Annotated in this window: 13 protein-coding genes; 6 read left to right on the top strand and 7 right to left on the bottom strand. The window is 51.7% G+C overall.

Translation table 11 applies throughout. The annotated features are described in order from the left end of the window. Window positions 1-84: 84 nt before the first annotated feature. Together pseC and pseB are read right to left on the bottom strand one after the other, a co-directional pair. Window positions 85-1,233, bottom strand: coding sequence for a UDP-4-amino-4,6-dideoxy-N-acetyl-beta-L-altrosamine transaminase (gene pseC / locus L1D43_RS03965; RefSeq protein ID WP_239850033.1), 1,149 nt, complete (start codon window positions 1,231-1,233; stop codon window positions 85-87). Then, the gene (gene pseB / locus L1D43_RS03960) at window positions 1,230-2,225 is read right to left on the bottom strand and encodes a UDP-N-acetylglucosamine 4,6-dehydratase (inverting) (RefSeq protein ID WP_239850032.1); all 996 of its coding nucleotides are present in this window, start codon (window positions 2,223-2,225) and stop codon (window positions 1,230-1,232) included. The genes pseC and pseB overlap by 4 nt, the downstream gene beginning before the upstream one ends. A gap of 466 nt (window positions 2,226-2,691) precedes the next feature. On the opposite strand from pseB, the gene L1D43_RS03955 reads away from it, so the two are divergent. The 3 genes from L1D43_RS03955 to L1D43_RS03945 all read left to right on the top strand — a co-directional run bounded on the left by L1D43_RS03955 (window position 2,692) and on the right by L1D43_RS03945 (window position 6,533). Next, a complete protein-coding gene (locus tag L1D43_RS03955; protein ID WP_239850031.1) occupies window positions 2,692-5,175 on the top strand; it encodes a 6-hydroxymethylpterin diphosphokinase MptE-like protein in 2,484 nt (827 codons plus the stop codon). A gap of 110 nt (window positions 5,176-5,285) precedes the next feature. Beyond that, window positions 5,286-5,765, top strand: a complete 480-nt coding sequence (locus tag L1D43_RS03950) for a DUF2947 domain-containing protein (protein WP_041510598.1) — start codon at window positions 5,286-5,288, stop codon at window positions 5,763-5,765. A gap of 222 nt (window positions 5,766-5,987) precedes the next feature. Beyond that, complete coding sequence (locus tag L1D43_RS03945; protein WP_239851038.1) at window positions 5,988-6,533, top strand: chalcone isomerase family protein; 546 nt, start codon at window positions 5,988-5,990, stop codon at window positions 6,531-6,533. A gap of 167 nt (window positions 6,534-6,700) precedes the next feature. Here L1D43_RS03945 and L1D43_RS03940 read toward each other — a convergent pair whose 3' ends face one another. Together L1D43_RS03940 and L1D43_RS03935 are read right to left on the bottom strand one after the other, a co-directional pair. Then, window positions 6,701-7,612: an autotransporter outer membrane beta-barrel domain-containing protein gene (locus L1D43_RS03940; protein ID WP_239850030.1), complete on the bottom strand. Its 912-nt coding sequence runs from the start codon at window positions 7,610-7,612 to the stop codon at window positions 6,701-6,703. Between the two features lie 222 nt (window positions 7,613-7,834). Further along, window positions 7,835-8,446, bottom strand: a complete 612-nt coding sequence (locus L1D43_RS03935; RefSeq protein WP_239850029.1) for a TetR/AcrR family transcriptional regulator — start codon at window positions 8,444-8,446, stop codon at window positions 7,835-7,837. Between the two features lie 142 nt (window positions 8,447-8,588). Here L1D43_RS03935 and L1D43_RS03930 point away from each other — a divergent pair, with 142 nt between their 5' ends. From L1D43_RS03930 to L1D43_RS03920, 3 genes are all read left to right on the top strand, one after another. Further along, window positions 8,589-9,710 carry an efflux RND transporter periplasmic adaptor subunit gene (locus L1D43_RS03930; protein ID WP_239850028.1) on the top strand — a complete coding sequence of 374 codons (1,122 nt, stop codon included), beginning with the start codon at window positions 8,589-8,591 and terminating at the stop codon, window positions 9,708-9,710. A 3-nt stretch (window positions 9,711-9,713) separates the two neighbouring features. Further along, the gene (locus tag L1D43_RS03925; RefSeq protein ID WP_239850027.1) at window positions 9,714-12,785 is read left to right on the top strand and encodes an efflux RND transporter permease subunit; all 3,072 of its coding nucleotides are present in this window, start codon (window positions 9,714-9,716) and stop codon (window positions 12,783-12,785) included. A 210-nt stretch (window positions 12,786-12,995) separates the two neighbouring features. After that, a complete protein-coding gene (locus L1D43_RS03920) occupies window positions 12,996-14,999 on the top strand; it encodes a methyl-accepting chemotaxis protein (RefSeq protein WP_239850026.1) in 2,004 nt (667 codons plus the stop codon). A gap of 543 nt (window positions 15,000-15,542) precedes the next feature. Here the strand turns inward: L1D43_RS03920 and L1D43_RS03915 are convergent. From L1D43_RS03915 to cydX, 3 genes are all read right to left on the bottom strand, one after another. Then, window positions 15,543-16,550: a hypothetical protein gene (locus L1D43_RS03915; RefSeq protein ID WP_239850025.1), complete on the bottom strand. Its 1,008-nt coding sequence runs from the start codon at window positions 16,548-16,550 to the stop codon at window positions 15,543-15,545. Between the two features lie 107 nt (window positions 16,551-16,657). Continuing rightward, window positions 16,658-16,897 carry a hypothetical protein gene (locus tag L1D43_RS03910; protein ID WP_239850024.1) on the bottom strand — a complete coding sequence of 80 codons (240 nt, stop codon included), beginning with the start codon at window positions 16,895-16,897 and terminating at the stop codon, window positions 16,658-16,660. A 782-nt stretch (window positions 16,898-17,679) separates the two neighbouring features. Further along, window positions 17,680-17,796, bottom strand: coding sequence for a cytochrome bd-I oxidase subunit CydX (gene cydX, locus L1D43_RS03905; RefSeq protein ID WP_011865106.1), 117 nt, complete (start codon window positions 17,794-17,796; stop codon window positions 17,680-17,682). Window positions 17,797-17,805: the final 9 nt, after the last annotated feature.

The raw sequence follows: 17,805 nt of genomic DNA, 5'->3' as shown, positions 1-17,805 counted from the left end.
CGGTTCGACCTGAGATCGAGACAAATTAAGGGAAAATCGTTTTTTGAGAAACCTTTCACATAACCTAAGCGATGGCCTGACAAGTTATGCCAGGCAAGTAGTAAGCTCGTCGATAACTCTTTGTTGATCGCTCACCGTTAATGTGGGATAGAGTGGCAAGGTTAAAATTTGCTGGTAAAATGCCTCGGCATGAACAAAATCTCCTTCCTTGAAACCACGTTCCAGATAATAGGGCTGCAGGTGAACAGGGAAGTAATGCACGTGCACCTGAATCCCCTCGGCACGCAGGGTATCGAAGATCTCACGTCGCCTTTCACTCTGATGTAGACGTATCATGTAGAGATGTCGGGAACTCTCTGAGCCCGGTAAGGGATCGACAGATGTTAAGGGGAGATCACTAAACTTACTATCATAGATAACCGCTAGACGATTACGCTCGGCAACGAAGTGCTCGAGTCGGCTCAGCTGTGACAAGCCAAGCGCCGCATGGAGATCCGTCATGCGATAATTGAATCCCAACTCGTGCTGCTCGTAGTACCAACCACCTTCATCGGGACGCACCATTTCATTAGGGCCCTTGACGATACCATGGCTGCGATACGCCACCAGCTTTGCCTCAATGTCTGCGCAGTTGGTCATTGCCATCCCCCCTTCTGCGCTGGTGATCACCTTGACGGGGTGAAAACTAAACACGGTAATATCCGAGTATTGACAGCTACCTAATCTATGCCCATCGTGGCGACTTCCTATTGCATGGGCAGCATCTTCGATGATCTTAAAGCCATATTCATCACCCAGCGCGGCAATGGCAGCCATATCGCAGCTATGACCACACAGATGAACAGGGATCACCACCTTAGGCAAGGTCCCCTGACGCTTAGCCTCAATGAGCTTAGCCCTCAACGCCTCGGGAGACATGTTACCTGTTTCGGGATTAACGTCGACAAAATCGACTTGGGCGCCGCAATATAGGGCACAGTTAGCCGACGCAACAAAGGTAATGGGCGAAGTCCATACTCTGTCGCCTGGGCCCACTCCCAGAGCGAGGCAAGCGATATGCAAAGCCGAAGTCGCACTGTTTACCGCCACAGCAAACTTAGCGCCGGTATATTCACACACTGCCTGCTCAAAGGCTGGCACCTTAGGCCCTTGAGTCAGCCAGTTCGATGACAACACCTCGACAACCGCATCAATATCCTGTTGGTTGATATCTTGTCTTCCGTAAGGGATCATGCCTTGCTATCCAGCAGAATGATGTCATCACCGGTAAGGAAATGTGGGTTCGTGCCCGAATTGTACTCAAAGCCCATCTCAACTAACTTGCCTTTCTCTCCTAAGGCATTGATACAAAAGTCGGTTTCACGCCCAAAAAATCGAATGCTGGGTGTGATAACAAAATGATCATCAAACTCTAAGGTATGGTGTGAATCATCGGCTGGACACATGATCTCATGCATCTTTTCACCTGGTCTGATACCAACGATATCGAGTTCGAGTTCAGGACCGTAGGCCTTAGCCAGGTCAACGATGCGTACAGAAGGGATCTTAGGCACAAAGAGCTCTCCCCCCTGCATGCGCTCGAAATTTTTCAGTACGAAATCGACCCCATCTTGCAAGGTGATCCAAAACCGCGTCATATCCGGATGAGTAATGGGAAGCGATTTGGCCCCTTCAGCGATCAGCTGCTTAAAAAACGGGACCACAGAACCACGAGAACCGACGACATTCCCATACCGCACCGCCGCAAAACGTGTCTTACCACTGCCAACCATATTATTGGCAGCAATAAACAATTTATCTGAGGCTAACTTGGTTGCGCCATAGAGGTTAATCGGATTAGCAGCCTTATCCGTCGATAACGCTATCACCTTATCGACATTATTAGCGATTGCCGCCCGGATCACGTTTTCTGCACCATGGATATTTGTCTTGATACATTCGGTGGGGTTGTACTCGGCAGCAGGTACCTGTTTTATCGCAGCGGCATGGATAACATAGTCGACCTCTTTAAACGCCTGCATCAACCTGTCGCCATCTCGCACATCACCAAGAAAATAACGCATACAAGGGGCGTTAAATCTCTGCTGCATCTCATATTGTTTCAATTCATCACGAGACAAAATGATTAACCGCTTCGGCTTGTATCGCTCTAATATGGTCTTAGTGTACTTCTGACCAAAAGAGCCTGTGCCACCTGTGATCAGGATAGATTTATTATCGAACATTAACGCTCCATATTCGCATTAAACTCAGCATCACTAAAATAAGAAATTATTAAAGCAAAGCCTTTGGTTACGAGCCCATGGCTTAATTTTAATCGTCAAAAAGGTAAGGCAAATTTCGTACCATAACAGCTAACTCAGATATTCAACCGAAAATCGTCTCAAATTGCCACACCGATCAATATATAATAAACATCTTTAATCTTAGTAACTTAATATCTAATGTCTAACCTTATTTTTCAACAAGTCCCTAAGTGGTCTCATTTTGGCTAAATTTTAATCCTCTTCTACCTCAAATACTTACTACAGGCTGGCTGGCATAAAACTCGCATTCATGTCGGATTAATCCCAGATTAACATCGCACTTGTGTCGTATTTGAGTCAGACTCTAAGCCATGCAGGGATTTAAATCGGCAAAAGTCGGCCAGAGTGTCAATAAATTGTCTAAAAACATCGAATTGAGGGTGCAATGCAGAACAATCAATCTGAAATAACCAATACCTTTGCCGTCAGCCAGTTTGGTGAATATTACTTACCAAGCGTCAACCGCAACACCTTCGAAAAAATCGATTCGACGACCCTCTTCGACAATAAACTCAAAAAAGCGTTATCAACCCCGGATACACTGCATATCATTGCTGGGCTAGACTCTGGCCTACTGGCAAACTATGTGATGGAGCAAACCACCCCCACGGGTAGCAAGTACATCTTTGTCGAACTCGATGAGATCTTATCTCTACTCTCTATCGAGATCCCCTCGACTCTTTCTGATGCTATTCAGGTCGTTTCCCTAGAACAGTTTTCGACTTTAATTCAATCCTATGAGAACAATTTATTCATCGTAAAGCAGCAATTTAAATTACATAGATCTGTTGCGGCTGACGGTAACTATCTCGATAGCTATAGTTGGCTACACGCCCAAATAGACAACGCCGTCAGACAGGCTTATTTCGAGAATAGCATAGGCTTCACCCAAAAAATCTTCGTCAAGACTCAACTGAAAAATGTCGCGGAAACCCTGAGACCGGCATCGATTTTAAGGGATCAATTCAGAGGCAAGAGCTGTATCATCCTAGGGGGTGGCCCCTCGCTGGATAACCATGCTCAATGGATAAAGGCAAATAGCGATAACTTGGTCATCATCGCCGCATCACGTGTCATAGGTAAACTCAATCGACTGGCCATCAAGCCCGATATCGTCGTCTCGGTCGACCCTCAGTCCGTCAGTTTCGATGTCAACAAGGATATGATGTCGCTGCCCCATGACACCCTACTCATCTGCTCATACCATGTGACGCCGCAGATCTTGGGGCAGTGGCGTGGCGCTTGCCTATACACAGGACCGCGCTATCCCTGGAATGATTTTGCCAAAGACAAGAATATTCAATCCATAGGTCCGACCGTGATCAATAGTGCGATGGAAATTGCACGGGAGATGGGATTTAGCCAGATATTGCTCAGCGGCGTCGACTTCTGTCATTCCCAAACGGGCGCCAGCCACACCTCGGGCACCTATGCTGCAAGCCTTGGACCAAATTTGGGCGCCGTCATGGAATGGGTTGAAACCTATTCAGGAGAGATGGCCGAGACCCCAATGCAGTTATTGCAGGCGATCGGCGCGACCGAGGATCTTATCGCCTCTCACCCCCAGCAAGCTAACTATATCAATCTATCCGCCGATGCAGCCAAGGTGAAAGGTATCGAACATCACCCGACAGATACTATCGCCCTCACACAGATAGATGCCGTACAGCGACATCTACTCGCACCAGAGGCTTACCTTGCGAGCGACGCCGAGTGGGTGGCGCATTTCACTCGTACTCTCAAAGAGTTGACCACAGCTCGACAGGCTTTAATACAGCTCAATAGCAAGAATAATGACGCGCTAGCCATCATTGGTAAACTGGAGAAAGAAAGGACAAATGAACGCATCGCGCAGCTCGCTAACAAGCTGGAAAGTATCGAACAGAGCATCAATAAAGAACACAAGGTGCTAGCAAGCCTCATTAAATTCTACGGTTACTACGAATTCAGTCATTTCTTATCTACCCAACAATCCGATGACTGGTCCCAAGAAGAGATCAACAAGCGCACGCGCATCTACTACAGCGCCTTCAAAGAGATGAGCGAGCAGCTACTGGAGCAGGTCCAATCGGCTATCGAGAGAACTGAGTCTCGCCTAGCCGAATATCAAGAGAAAGTCGAGGTAGAGCCACTGTGCCAAAGATGGGCTCAGGATAAGCAGTGGGGCCGCGCGTTACTTTGGCAGGAACGACATCCCCAGCAGTATCAAAAGCTGTCAGCCGCAGAGCAAGAAATGCTTACCGAGTGCCAGAAGACCTTTGATGCCTTGTTTGTCATCAAGGAATATATCGATCATTCGGCTGAGCGTACCGCCCCAATCATGGATAACGCCTTTAAAAAACTACAGTTACTCAGGCAACAAAAGCACCTGTTGGGTATCACTAAGATGGTGCAATATACGGCGCCTCATATCGATGAAGATCCCGAGATTGCCCGTTTATACAACCTGGCACTCAGTTATCGTTACCTACTGGAGAATCAATTACAGGCCTCACTCGATGCCGTGCTACAGACCCCCTTGGCCGACCGCCAAGAGGAGGAGCTAAAACAGATCATCCAGCTTTCTCTGCAGCTCAATAACCTCCCGCTGGCGCTCGAGCATTACGCCAAGATAGTTAAGTACAGCGACGAATATCTGCCGCAATATGCCCATGCATTGAACTTGAATGGCGATCCTCAAGCGGCGCTGGGTATCTACCTGGATTACCTGGACAAGTACCCGCAGGACATTCCTGTCATGTTGAAATTAGGGATATTTCTGGCCCAGGCGGGTCAAATCGACGGCGCCGCCTCCTGTTTCGAAAACGTCCTCATGCTGGATGAGCATAATCAGGCGGCGCTTAACTATCTCAAGCAAATAAAGCCCTAAGGAATATTTTGGCGCCAAGGGCTCATTTATCCTGCGGCGCCGTTTCCCTTGTCCGGTGGCAGGCCGTATAATGTCGGGCGTTAACAACTTACTGCCGATAGCGAGGCCCTGTGGCGCACACCTATATCCCACTCGAACAATACAAACGCAAATGGATCTTTAACCATAAAGATCTTCCTGTCACAGATGAAGACAAGGCCTGCATCAAGCCCCTGGATCAAAAATCATCCATGACGGTGTGGAATCAGTGGGTGAGCAACAAGAGCAGCCGCAGCGAGCAATTTACCAAGGGCGACTGGGCCGCCAAGGGCGATGCCTGGCAGGAAACCGACCACTGGCAAAGCGCCTGGGACAGCGACTCCCCCGCCCTACCCGAGCTGTTTCAGGGCCACTTCGATTGGAGTGATGATACTCAGGTCTATTTCTGCTACGACAAGTATCAGATAATTGAGACCCGCTGGGACATCTTCGTGCGTAACTGGAAATGTTTTCTCTTCTTCGATGACGGCCCACTGCTGATCGCCCCCAAGAAGAAACAGGCGGCGCTTTTCCACCAGAGCGGTCAATATCAGCTGGGTAAACGCGGCTAGTCCAACGATTACAATCTATACCAATCACGGTAAGTAAGTGAACAGAAATAGCGCAGGAAAAACGTTCGAGAACAAGGCAGAATTTTTCGATAAGTAGTTATTCTACAATCAAAAATAGTAACACAGTTATCGGACGATTTAACAAGCTAGAGTGATCAATTATTTACTACGATTGGTATTATAAGAGGTTATATGAAGTCCCTCCTACGCCAACTACTCCTGATGACAGCCGTGGTCAGTGCTCCACTGGCCGCCAACACACTGGCCAACAACATCCTGGCCGACGTGCCACTCGCCGACGAGGTAAACCTAAGCGGACAGCCTTTGGCCCTCAACGGCGCCGGCATTCGCAGCAAGTTCTTTATGGATCTCTATGTGGGCAGCCTATACACCCAGAGCCCGAGCCAAACGCTCGACAACGTACTCAACGCCCCTAGGGTCGCGATTCGCTTGAATATCGTCTCGGGCATGATCACCTCTGAGAAGATGCAAGATGCAATCATCGACGGCTTCGACGATGCCACAGACTCTGAGCCTGAGGCAATTCAGCCCCAGATAGATGCCTTCATGGCCCTCTTCTCGGCGCCGATCATCGAAGGGGATCAATTTACCCTGGAGGCGATAAAAGATCTCGGTGTCACTGCCTATAAGAACGGCGAAAAGCAGGCCACGGTCGAGGGTGAGGCCTTTCGCAAGGCGCTACTGAAGATCTGGCTTGGCGATAAGCCGGCGCAGAAGAGCCTCAAGCGGGCAATGCTAGGCGAATAAACAATAGCTGAAGCTAGCCGATAGCTAACTGAAAGCTAAATGACAGCTAAATGAAAAATCATAAAAAAATGGCCTGACGGTATGTTCAGGCCATTTTTGTATGCATAACATTTTCTTATTCATCTCATTTTCTGATTCATCACATTTTCTGATTCAACATTAGCATCCTAGAATCGATACTGGGCGGAAAACGCCAACGCCAGCTGATCCTCTAGCGACACCTGAGTTTTCGGCGAGGAGAGCTCTAGCTCACCGCTTAAGAAATACCCCAGGTAAGCGTCAAACTTCAGTGGCTCGCTTGCCTGCCAGCCCGCCCTAACAAAGCCGACCCACTCGTCGATCTCCAGGGTCACATCTTCATCTTCCACCAAGAATCTCTGGGTGCGCTTCGAGCTGCCAACGCCCACATCGAGCGTGTCATACCACTGATAGCTCAGCTCTAGGCCCGCCGGGCCGCTAAAGCCCGCCGAGAAGGGGTTAGCCAGCTTCAGCTTGTCGGTTATCTGCCAGTTCACCGCCAGATAAGGCAAGGTGCGCACCTCGGAGATGTCATTGAGATAGGCCACCCCTAGCCCCAACATGTTGCCGCCATTGAAGCGATACATGCCTGAGGCGACCACCCCATAACTTTGGGCATTGGAAGATGAGGTGCCCTCGCTATAGGCGTACTGCAGCTTAGGCGCCAGCATGAACAGCCAACGATTGTTGGGACGAAAACTGAGCCCCAGGCCAACCCCATACCTGTCCACATTGGACCAGGGAGCAAGGTTACCATTCAGTAGCGAGCCGCGGCCGCTCCAGTCATAATCCAACCTGTCATAGCTTATGCTGGCACTCAGCGACCATTGCCTGTTTAAGGCAAAGCTGGTCTTGGCGCCGAACAGCCAGGTATCGCGCTGTAGCGCCAAGCCGCCGTCACCCATATCGGCTTCGCCGACGCCGATACGCGATACCGACAGGGTCAGGGGCGACGCCTGTCGCGCTCCCCCTTGGGCCGCCTGGGCGGAAACGGCCGTCAGACAGGTTAACCCTAGAAACAGGGCGTTGAACTTATTGCGAGAAATTAGGCTAGGCTTCATACCCTCTCCCTGGGGCTACTCAGTTGATCTTAAGGTTTGGCCGGCTGCGCGATTTCAATGTGGGCACCCGTCCAAATTCCAATCATAAAGTTAGTACACTCAAGCTTAGTACGACCAGACTAGCGAAAAGATCACTTTCCCTTTAAAAACGGCAAGCTCTGCTACTAAAAGCGTGGCTAAAACTCTTATTAAAGCCGCGCTTTGAACTAAAATTGCCAGCGCCTAGACTCGATGGGCGCGCAGGAACATGCTCACCGTCTCTTTGATGTAGGCAGGGCGCTTAGCAGTCAGATCCTCGACCGGTAAGCCTAGCTCTAACTTGAGGCGCATCTCGCCAAAAAGCATCATACACAGACGCACCGAGGCATGGCGCAGATCGCCAAAATGATACTCGCCGAGTTTCTCCACCTGCCCGAAATATTTCTCCAGCAGATTCAACAGGAACTCAGGGCCGGCATTAAAAAACAGCGCCGAAATTTCCGGGTGGGTATCGGCCTGGGCCACACAGGTCTTAAACACCTCTATCGCCTCGGGCGATACAATCATCTCGCCAAAATAGTTACCGAAATGTAGCAGTGCCTGCTCGGGTTCCTCCGGGCTGGTAAACAGCTCGGCCGTCACCTGATGCACGACGCACTTAGATTCGATTGATGCAACGAACAAATCATCCTTGCTGCCAAAATGCGAATAGACGGTCTGTTTAGAGACGCCCGCCAACTTCGCGACCTCATCCATGCTGGTATTGGGAAATCCTTGCCCACAGAAGAGCTCTATCGCCGCATTTAAAATCTGCGCCTTCTTCTGTTCACTGCGGCTAAGGGGTGTTTGTACCATTGAAACTTCCTATAAGGTCTTCATTTATATCACGACATATTTATACACAAACTAGACTAGACAGTCCAGTTTTTGCAAATTAGACTAACAAGTCTAGTTTAACGATTTTTTCACCAACTGTTAACCACGGAAGCGTATCAGTATGACGATGTTTACCGCCAAATCCCTCGCCAGGGTGTTGTTATGGAGCAGCCTCAGCCTAGTGGCCAGCGGCTGCCAGCAGGCCCAGTCCCCGGAAAGTGCTCAAGGCAGCAGCGAACACTTTCCCAAGGTCTCGAGTCAGCGCCTGATACACTCGACCAGTTATGACACGGCCCAGGTCTTCACCGGCAGCATACGGGCGGGTAACACCACGGCTATCGGCTTCGAACTGGCGGGTAAGATCAAACACCTGGCGGTGGATAGCGGTAATCATGTTAAACAGGGCGACCTCTTGGCCGAGCTGGATACCTCCCTGCTTGAGGCCGAGAAGCGCGAGCTGCTCGCCAGCTTGGCGCAAAACCGCGCCGACAAAGAATTAGCCCAGAGCACACTCAAGCGTAGCCTGGCGTTAAAGAAGCAGGGCTACGCCTCGGCTCAGCAACTCGATGAACTCAAGGGACAACTCAGCAGCCTGCAAGCCGCCGAGCAGCGTCTGCGCGCCGCCATAGAGGCCAACGCCCTGCGGATCGCTAAGTCCACTCTGGTCGCCCCCTTCGATGGCGTTATCGCCAAACGCAACAACAACTTAGGCGAGGTGGTGGCCCTGGGCGCACCGCTATTTACCCTGATCCAACACAACAATCCCCAGGCAATTGTCGGCGTCCCCGTAGGACTCGCCCAAAGTTTGCAAGACAGCCAGCAGTTGACCCTGACGGTGAAAGAGACCCCTTATCAGGCCACCGTGGCCGGCATAGGCGCCGAGGTCAACCCGGTGACACGTACCGTCCCCGTGCGCCTGACTCTGCCTACAGATGCCAAGGTGATCAACGGCGAGCTGGCCTACCTGCATTACAACAAGACAGTCGACACCGCCGGTTTCTGGGTGCCCATCTCCTCGCTCACCGACGGCCTGCGCGGCCTGTGGAACCTCTATGTGCTGGTAGAACAGGCGCCGGACCAATATCTTATCGAGCGGCGAGACATAGAGATCCTCTACACACGTGGCGATCAGGCCTTCATCCAGGGGGCGATAAGCGAAGATGAACGCTTCGTCACCCAAGGGCTGCACAAGGTCGTGGTGGGCGAGCGCGTCATGCTCAACACCCAAGTGGCGACGAGGTAAGCCATGATAAAAGCCTTAGTCGAAAATGGTCGTCTGGCCAGCCTGGTGATCGCCCTGCTGATCGTGGCGGGCCTGGGTGCCATCACCAGCCTGCCGCGCATGGAAGATCCCAGCATCACCAACCGCTTCGCCTCTGTGGTCACCCATTATCCGGGCGCCTCGGCGGAGCGGGTCGAAGCCCTGGTCACCGAGGTGCTGGAGAACCAGCTCAGACGCCTGGAAGAGCTAAAACTGGTGCAGTCCACCTCACGCCCGGGGATCTCCGTCATCCAGCTAGAGCTTAAAGACAGGATCACAGAGACAGACCCCGTCTGGTCAAGGGCCAGGGATCTGGTCAACGACGCCAAGAACCTGCTACCTCCCGCGGCGCAAAATGCCCTGCTAGATGATCAGCTGGGCTATGCCAACACCGCCATCCTCGGCCTGGTTTGGCAAGGCGCGGGCGAGCCGCGCCAGGATATCCTTAACCGCTACGCCAAGGAGCTACAGAGCCAGCTCAGGCTGATCCCGGGCACAGACTTTGTGAAACTCTATGGCGCCCCCACCGAAGAGATCTTGGTGCAGATCGACGCCCAAAACGTCAACCGCATCGGCCTCAGCGCCGCCGCCATCGCCGAGATCTTGGCTAACGCCGATACTAAGGTGTCCGCCGGAGAGATCACCAACGACGCCTTTCGCGCCCTGGTGGAGGTCTCCGGCGAGCTGGATTCTGTCACCCGCATCAGACAGGTGCCACTCAAGGTCGATGAAAACGGTCAGATCATACGCCTCGGCGAGGTTGCCAGCGTGCAGCGCCAGCCCAAGACACCCGCCGCCAGCATCGCCCTGATAGAGCAAGCCCAGGGGATCATGGTGTCGGCGCGCATGCTCAACAACACCCGGGTCGATCTCTGGCTACAGCAGGTGCATCGCGTGGTCGAGAAGGTGCAAGGGGATCTCTCCTCCAACGTGGAGATCCAGTGGCTGTTCGATCAAGAAGGCTATACCACCACTCGCCTGAGCGATCTCATCGCCAGCCTGCTGCTGGGTTTCATCATCATCCTGGTGGTGCTCATGCTGACCCTGGGGCTACGCAACGCGGTGATCGTCTCCCTGTCGCTGCCGCTGACCGCCCTCTTCACCCTGGCCTGCATGAAGTATGTCGGCCTGCCGATTCATCAGATGTCGGTGACCGGCCTGGTGGTGGCGCTGGGGATCATGGTGGATAACGCCATCGTCATCGTCGATGCCATCGCCCAGCGTCGCCGTCAGGGGCTGGATCGCCTCAGCGCCGTCGGCGAGACCCTCAAACATCTCTGGCTGCCGCTGGCAGGTTCTACCATCACCACAATGCTGGCCTTCACCCCCATCATCCTAATGCCGGGGGCCGCGGGAGAATTTGTCGGCGGTATCGCTATCTCGGTGATCTTCGCCCTGCTGGGCTCCTATCTTATTTCCCATACGCTGATCGCCGGTTTCGCGGGCCGATTCGGCGCCGAGGGCGACGCCACTCACTGGTATCAGCGCGGGGTCAACTTCCCCATCATCGCCCGCGCCTTTAGCACTACACTGCATATCGCCCTCAAGCGTCCCCTACTGGCTGGCGTAGTGATCGGCATATTGCCCATTAGCGGCTTTATCGCCTCTGGGCAGATGACGGAGCAGTTCTTCCCGCCGTCAGACAGAGACATGTTCCAGATAGAGGTGCACCTGGCGCCTCAGTCCAGCATAGAGAACACTCGCGCCCTGGTGGAGCGTATCGATGCCAAGCTCAGGGCCACAGGTGAGATGCAGAGGCTCGACTGGGTGATTGGCGGCAATGCGCCCTCCTTCTACTACAACCTGCTGCAGCGTCAGCAGGGGGCGGCCAACTACGCCCAGGCGATGATCAAGGTTGCCGACTTCGAGCGTGCCAACCAGCTGATCCCAAGATTGCAGACACAGCTCGATACCGAGTTTCCCGAGGCGCAGATCCTGGTGCGTAAGCTAGAGCAGGGCCCGCCGTTTAACGCCCCCGTGGAGCTGCGCATCTACGGCCACAACTTAGATACTTTAAGGGAGATTGGCGATGAGGTGCGGCGTATTCTGATCACCACAGATCACGTGCTGCACACCCGTGCCACCCTGAGCGCCGGCGCGCCCAAGGTCTGGTTTCAGGTAAACGAAGATGCCAGCAAGATGAGCGGCCTGAGCCTGACGGATATCGCCAACCAGATCCAGATGGCCACTACCGGCATCAACGGCGGCAGCATACTGGAGCAGACGGAGTCGCTACCGATCCGGGTACGCACCCAAGATCTGATGCGCGAGCAGCAGACCGAGCTGTCACAGATCAATCTGCTGTCGAGCAACGGCGTCGGCATCCCGCTCTCGGCGCTGGCCAGCAGCCGTATCGACGTCAGCCTGGGCGCCATCCCCAGACGTGACGGCCAGCGAGTCAACACCATAGAGGCCTACCTGGAGAGCGATGTGCTGCCCCAGCAGGTGCTCAACCAGGCCAAGACGCGCATCGACGCCCTCACCCTACCCGCTGGTTATCGTATCGAGGTAGGCGGCGAGAGCGCCAAGCGTAACGAGGCCGTGGGTAACCTGCTGTCCAACATCGTCTTGATGATCACCCTGCTCCTGGCAACCGTGGTGCTGTCGTTCAACTCCTTCCGCCTCACCGGCATCATACTGCTGAGCGCGGTGCAGTCGGCAGGCCTTGGCCTACTCGCCGTCTACCTGTTTAACTATCCCTTCGGCTTTACGGTGATTATCGGCCTGCTGGGCCTGATGGGCTTAGCCATCAACGCCGCCATCGTGATCCTGGCCGAGCTTGAGGATATGCCAAACAAGCGTGAGGCAGGCATCCCAGCCATAGTGGCTGTGGTCAGCAGCTGCGGCCGTCATATCGGCTCAACCACCATCACCACCATAGGCGGCTTCCTGCCGCTGATCATCGCAGGTGGCGGCTTCTGGCCACCGTTTGCCATCGCCATCGCTGGCGGTACGGCGCTCACCACACTGTTGTCACTGGTCTGGGTGCCGACCATGTACCAGCTGCTGATGACCAAGCGCCAGGCGGCGCCCGTGCCCGCACTGCAGCCCAGCTAACGGCTTGGCTAATGGCTTAGCTAACGATCTCGTCAATTTGCTAATCACAAGATGCACTGGCTCGCCCGCCCAGGGTGATCCAGTGCATATTTAGACTAATTGCCGAGGCTTGGGGCAATTTTTCCTTTACCGAAATAGACCTGCGTCAAAACAATCTCGCACCACCTTAGTTACATTAGCGACAGTCTAACCACAAGGTGGATTACCATAATGAACTATAAAAACTGGCCTATCGCCAAACAGATAGGCGCCCTTGCCCTGATCCTCACCGTCGTTGTATTTGCCATTCTCAGCAGCGTCTCCTACATCACAGCCGCCAACGTGCTGGAAGATAAAGGTAAGACTGCCGTAAAAGCGCAGATGCACAGCACCGCCGACCTGATTGAACTCGAGTACAACAGCCTGCTGTCTCTCGCCAGACGCAACGCCGATGTGCTCAGAGCCATGTACCCAGGTCAATTCTTCAAGCCAGATAAGACCGTCATGGTCATGGGGAAGCCCACCCCGGCGCTGGTACACGAGCGCGAACAGATCAATGCCTCCAAGAGTAAGGTAGATCGCTACTCTAACCTCACCGGCGGTAACGCCACCGTCTTCGTACGCGACGACGACGACTTTATCCGCATCTCCACCTCGCTGAAGAAAGCCGACGGCAAACGCGCCCTGGGCACCTACCTGGGAAAGAAGCACCCAGGCTACGCCGCGCTGATGGCGGGCAAAGAGTATGAAGGCTACGCCAGACTGTTCGGCAAAGACTATATGACAGTCTACCGCCCCATCACGGGTCCACAGGGCGACATCATAGGCATACTCTATATCGGCTTCGATATCTCAGAGGCGCTGGCCGAGCTGCAACGCTCCATGAACCAGCTCAAGCTGGAGGAGTCAGGTTACTTCACCCTGATCCGCAACGTGGACAACGCCATCATCGCCCAGCCCAACCAAGAGTCGGGCACCATATTGACCGAGGCGATACTCGACGGCCTCTCAATAGAACAAGCCAAGCGTGGCGGCCAGGAGAGCGAATACCTCAATGGCAACAAGGAGCCCATGTACGCCTACGCCGTTACCATTCCCGGCTGGCAATGGACCCTGCTGGGTCAGGCCAAGAAGCGCGAGCTGAACGAAGAGAGCCTGAAACTGCTGAGCATCAATGCCGGCGTCGCCGCCGTGGGCGTGCTGCTGATCACCCTGCTGCTCTCCATGGTGCTGATTAAGACACTGCGCCCGCTGCGTCACCTGCAGCACCAGCTCACCGAGCTGGGCAAGGGTGACCTGACTCAAGAGTTCGACCAAGTCAGCCCAGACACAGACAACGAGGTCGACAGAATCACCCACGCCGCCCGCCAGATGGCCCTGAGCCTGCGCGAGCTGGTCGGCGCCCTGCGCGCCTCGGTCAACACACTTGAAGAGCAGGCCAGCAGCGCCCAGGAAGTGGCCAGACTCAACGGCGAAGAGGCCCAGCAGCTGATGGCGCAGACCGATCAGATCGCCACCGCCATCGAAGAGATGTCCACCTCGGTGCGCGACGTGGCCAACCACGCCAGCGAAGGCGCCAGCCAGAGCCAGCAGGTCGACAACGCCTCCCGCGACGGCCACCAGCAGCTCGACCAACTGGTGCAGGGCCTTGGCAAACTCAGCGAACAGCTCGATGCCAGCCATATGAGCGTCGAGAGTGTCAGCAAGGAGAGCGAGGCGATAAGCCAGGTCACCGAGGTGATCAACAGCATCGCCGAGCAGACCAACCTGCTGGCGCTCAACGCCGCCATCGAGGCCGCCCGCGCTGGTGAACAGGGCCGCGGCTTCGCGGTGGTGGCCGACGAGGTGAGAACCCTGGCCCAGCGCACCCAGACCTCGATCTCAGAGATCAGCCAGACCATCACTCAGCTACAGCAGCAGATCAAGCTCACCGCCGAGCAGATGGGGCAGAGCCACCAGCTGGGCACCGCCTCCGCCGCCCAGGGACAGGAGGCAGCGACCAAGCTCAACCAGATCACCATCAGTATCGGGGAGCTGGCCATCGCGTCCAGCAGCATCGCCAGCGCCACCGAGCAACAGAGCGCCGTGGCCGACGAGATCACCCGTAACCTGCATGAGATCACCGAGCTGGCCCGCGACGGCGAACAGCGCGCCGGCGACACAGTCGACGCCGCCCAAAACCTCTCCCACATCGCCGCCGAGATCAAACAGAAGATCAGCGTGTTTAAGTCATAGCTTCTGGCTAACGCTCATCTCAACGAAAAAAGCCGCTTCAATAGCGGCTTTTTTATGTCTGGGTTAGCTCAGCCATTACAGCAATCTACTATTCAGAATTAATTCATTCCCGTAGAAGTTTTGATGGGAAAAATCATCTAACACCTAGCCAAGTGAAGATTGGCAATGTCAGCCGTAACCAAGGCTTCATGGTTTATCAATTGCCTGCCGCAGGCCTTATGTGCAAACACATTTGTGACACGCTGCAAGCACTTCCTTGTGAGCTCTACCTCGGCATCCATGCCTCGGAAGGTCACAAATGTGTTTACACCAGTATCTATCGTCTCTTCGATTTAACGCCTTTGATACCCTTAGACTGTTAAAAGCAAAATTGGACAAAATAAAGTTATATGCTTAATGCTATCCAATAAGATTCGTATTAATTTTGTATGTGTAATGCCCGCCTAAAGGATAAATTGAAAGGGCTAAATTTAAGCGCAGCGCAAAGCCCGCAAAAATTTTTCTCAGTAAATTTACGAGTAACATGAGGCACTCGTTATATGTTCATTCATCAAGTAAACGATGAATTTTTTCCAATTCGTAGCTTACATCTTTACTCCAATTATCAGGGAGCACTAATTCTATTGTATGACAAACAACTTCTGGCTCACTTAAATTTTGATATTCTTCAGAGACAGCTTTTTCCGCAACTTTATTTAGCATCAAAGGAATATCAGCGAGCTTCATAGCTTGAGAACCAACACCATTTCTTAGTAAGTTAACTAAGTCTAAACATTCGTCAGGAACATGAACAAAATAGAGACTCTCTTCCATCAAAATTACTTGCTTGATGTAATCAGAAATTAAAATGCATATATGATGGATTTCATCAAGATCCCCCTTCTCGCCCGGCGCACCAAAGCTTAAAGTCAAACGATCTAGCAACCCCTCAAAAGGTGGCATTAATTGCTGCATTTCCGCCAGTTTAAGGCTTACCCAACTAATGAAATCTTCAAGATTAATTTGCTTTAATGGTTTTGTGTAAAGCTGCTGGTTAAGATTCTCTAATTTCCTGTGAAGAGGCTTGTTTAAGTAAGTTAGTAGTTCTGATGCTAATCGCCACTCCCATGCAGGAGGTTCATCGATTACTATCCGCTTGATTATTGGTGGATAGTTTTTAAATGATTCTATTTTTGAGAGACTATCTTCTAATATTAATCTATCAGAAAAATTACCTAATTCTGCTAAGACATATTCTTCATGTGTAGTACGCCAAGCAAAGAGTATATTAGCGGTATATCTTCGCTCATCAGAATCTATCATTTTATGACAATTACGGCACAACCATAGTGCATTAGTTATTTCTGAACGAGCAGCATCACTCATGCTTTCTACATATCTTTTAGAACCAACTCTCGCTCCATGAATATGTGCAGCTTCACCTATCAATGTTGACTTGTTAGCATCTTTATTAGGTCCGATCGTAGAAACTCTGCAATCAGGATTTGAACATTTAAAGGCTGCTCTCTTAGCAAGAGTATCAATAGTTGACTTACTAAAATCTGGATTCATAATTTCAATGCACCTCTGTACATATAACACCTCAAACAGGGGCACGCCAGTGCGTGTCCTAGCCATGCACTGGTGTGCCGCTTTGACTTTTTATGAGGCATTTTTTATTAAGAAAGCGCAGCGCTAACCTTATCAACTAATTCGTCTGGTCCACTCACCTTTAATGAAAGGTTATCTAAGCTATTTCCTTCAACATCGATTGTAATTTGTGATTGCTCTTCAAGTGTCAATATTGAAGTAGCTGCATTTTTTGTAATTTCAATTACGCCTTCAAGAATCATTTTATCGAATTCAGTTTTAATATTGCTTGAAGTAGCAGGTTTTCCATTAATGGTCATTTTAATCATTAATACTCTCCTATTTATCCAATCGCCATAACAGCTTAATTAGTCCGCCTGCGCTCACCTCAATAACCCACTGAAATGCGCGCTATTAACTTATTGTATTACAATGAATTTATCAGTTTTTCTTCAAATACGCCATGCTGAAAAACGCGCATATGCGTTTTTCAAACCTATCACCTACTTGTTGAGAAGTATAAGTAACTAATTTTTAAATGTTTATTTAAACAAAGATGAGGGAACGCGCACGAATGCGGGGTCAAAATCATTCAAAATCCTTATGGTTTTAATATAACTGTTTACTTACCTAGTTTTTTGATGGGAGTAGTGAATTACATCACACGGGTGTCACGATGAAAATTTCTAGGCTAGAAAACCCATTCGTTACTGCTCCGCCGACAACTTGCTAAAAACTTTGGGTCAAACTCAAGTCAACTTTTACTCCTTAAACACACCAATACCGCCAAATCGAAGAGACGTTGAAATACCAGTGTAAACACGTTTTTGGCCCTCGGCGGCATGGACGCCGCCGTGGAGCGTATAGGGATATATTCACAGCGTGCCAAAAACGTGTTTGCACATCCCCCGCCGGGCAGGCGATAAATAACAGTGAAGGTACAACCTAAAAATGACCTCAACAAATACCAACACAACTAGCAGCAGCCATTAACTATCAGAGAAGATTCGACCTTCAAATCCCCGCCCAACAAGAATCCCGCCAAATTCATTTGGCAATAAAAAAACCCCGCATTCTCATACGGGGTTTCTCATCAATCGCGATTCAAAGCTTAATCTTTAAGCTCAGAATCCCTATCCATGTTCTCAGTATTCTCTAACCACAAGGCGTTGATGATACCGAAAGAACACGCCAGCAAAATGCCTAATATCCAAGCAAAATACCACATAGTGTCGGC

Source organism: Shewanella sp. Isolate8, assembly GCF_022398495.1.
GTDB classification, from domain to species: Bacteria; Pseudomonadota; Gammaproteobacteria; order Enterobacterales; family Shewanellaceae; genus Shewanella; species Shewanella aquimarina.
This window is presented reverse-complemented; position numbering and strand designations above follow the sequence as displayed.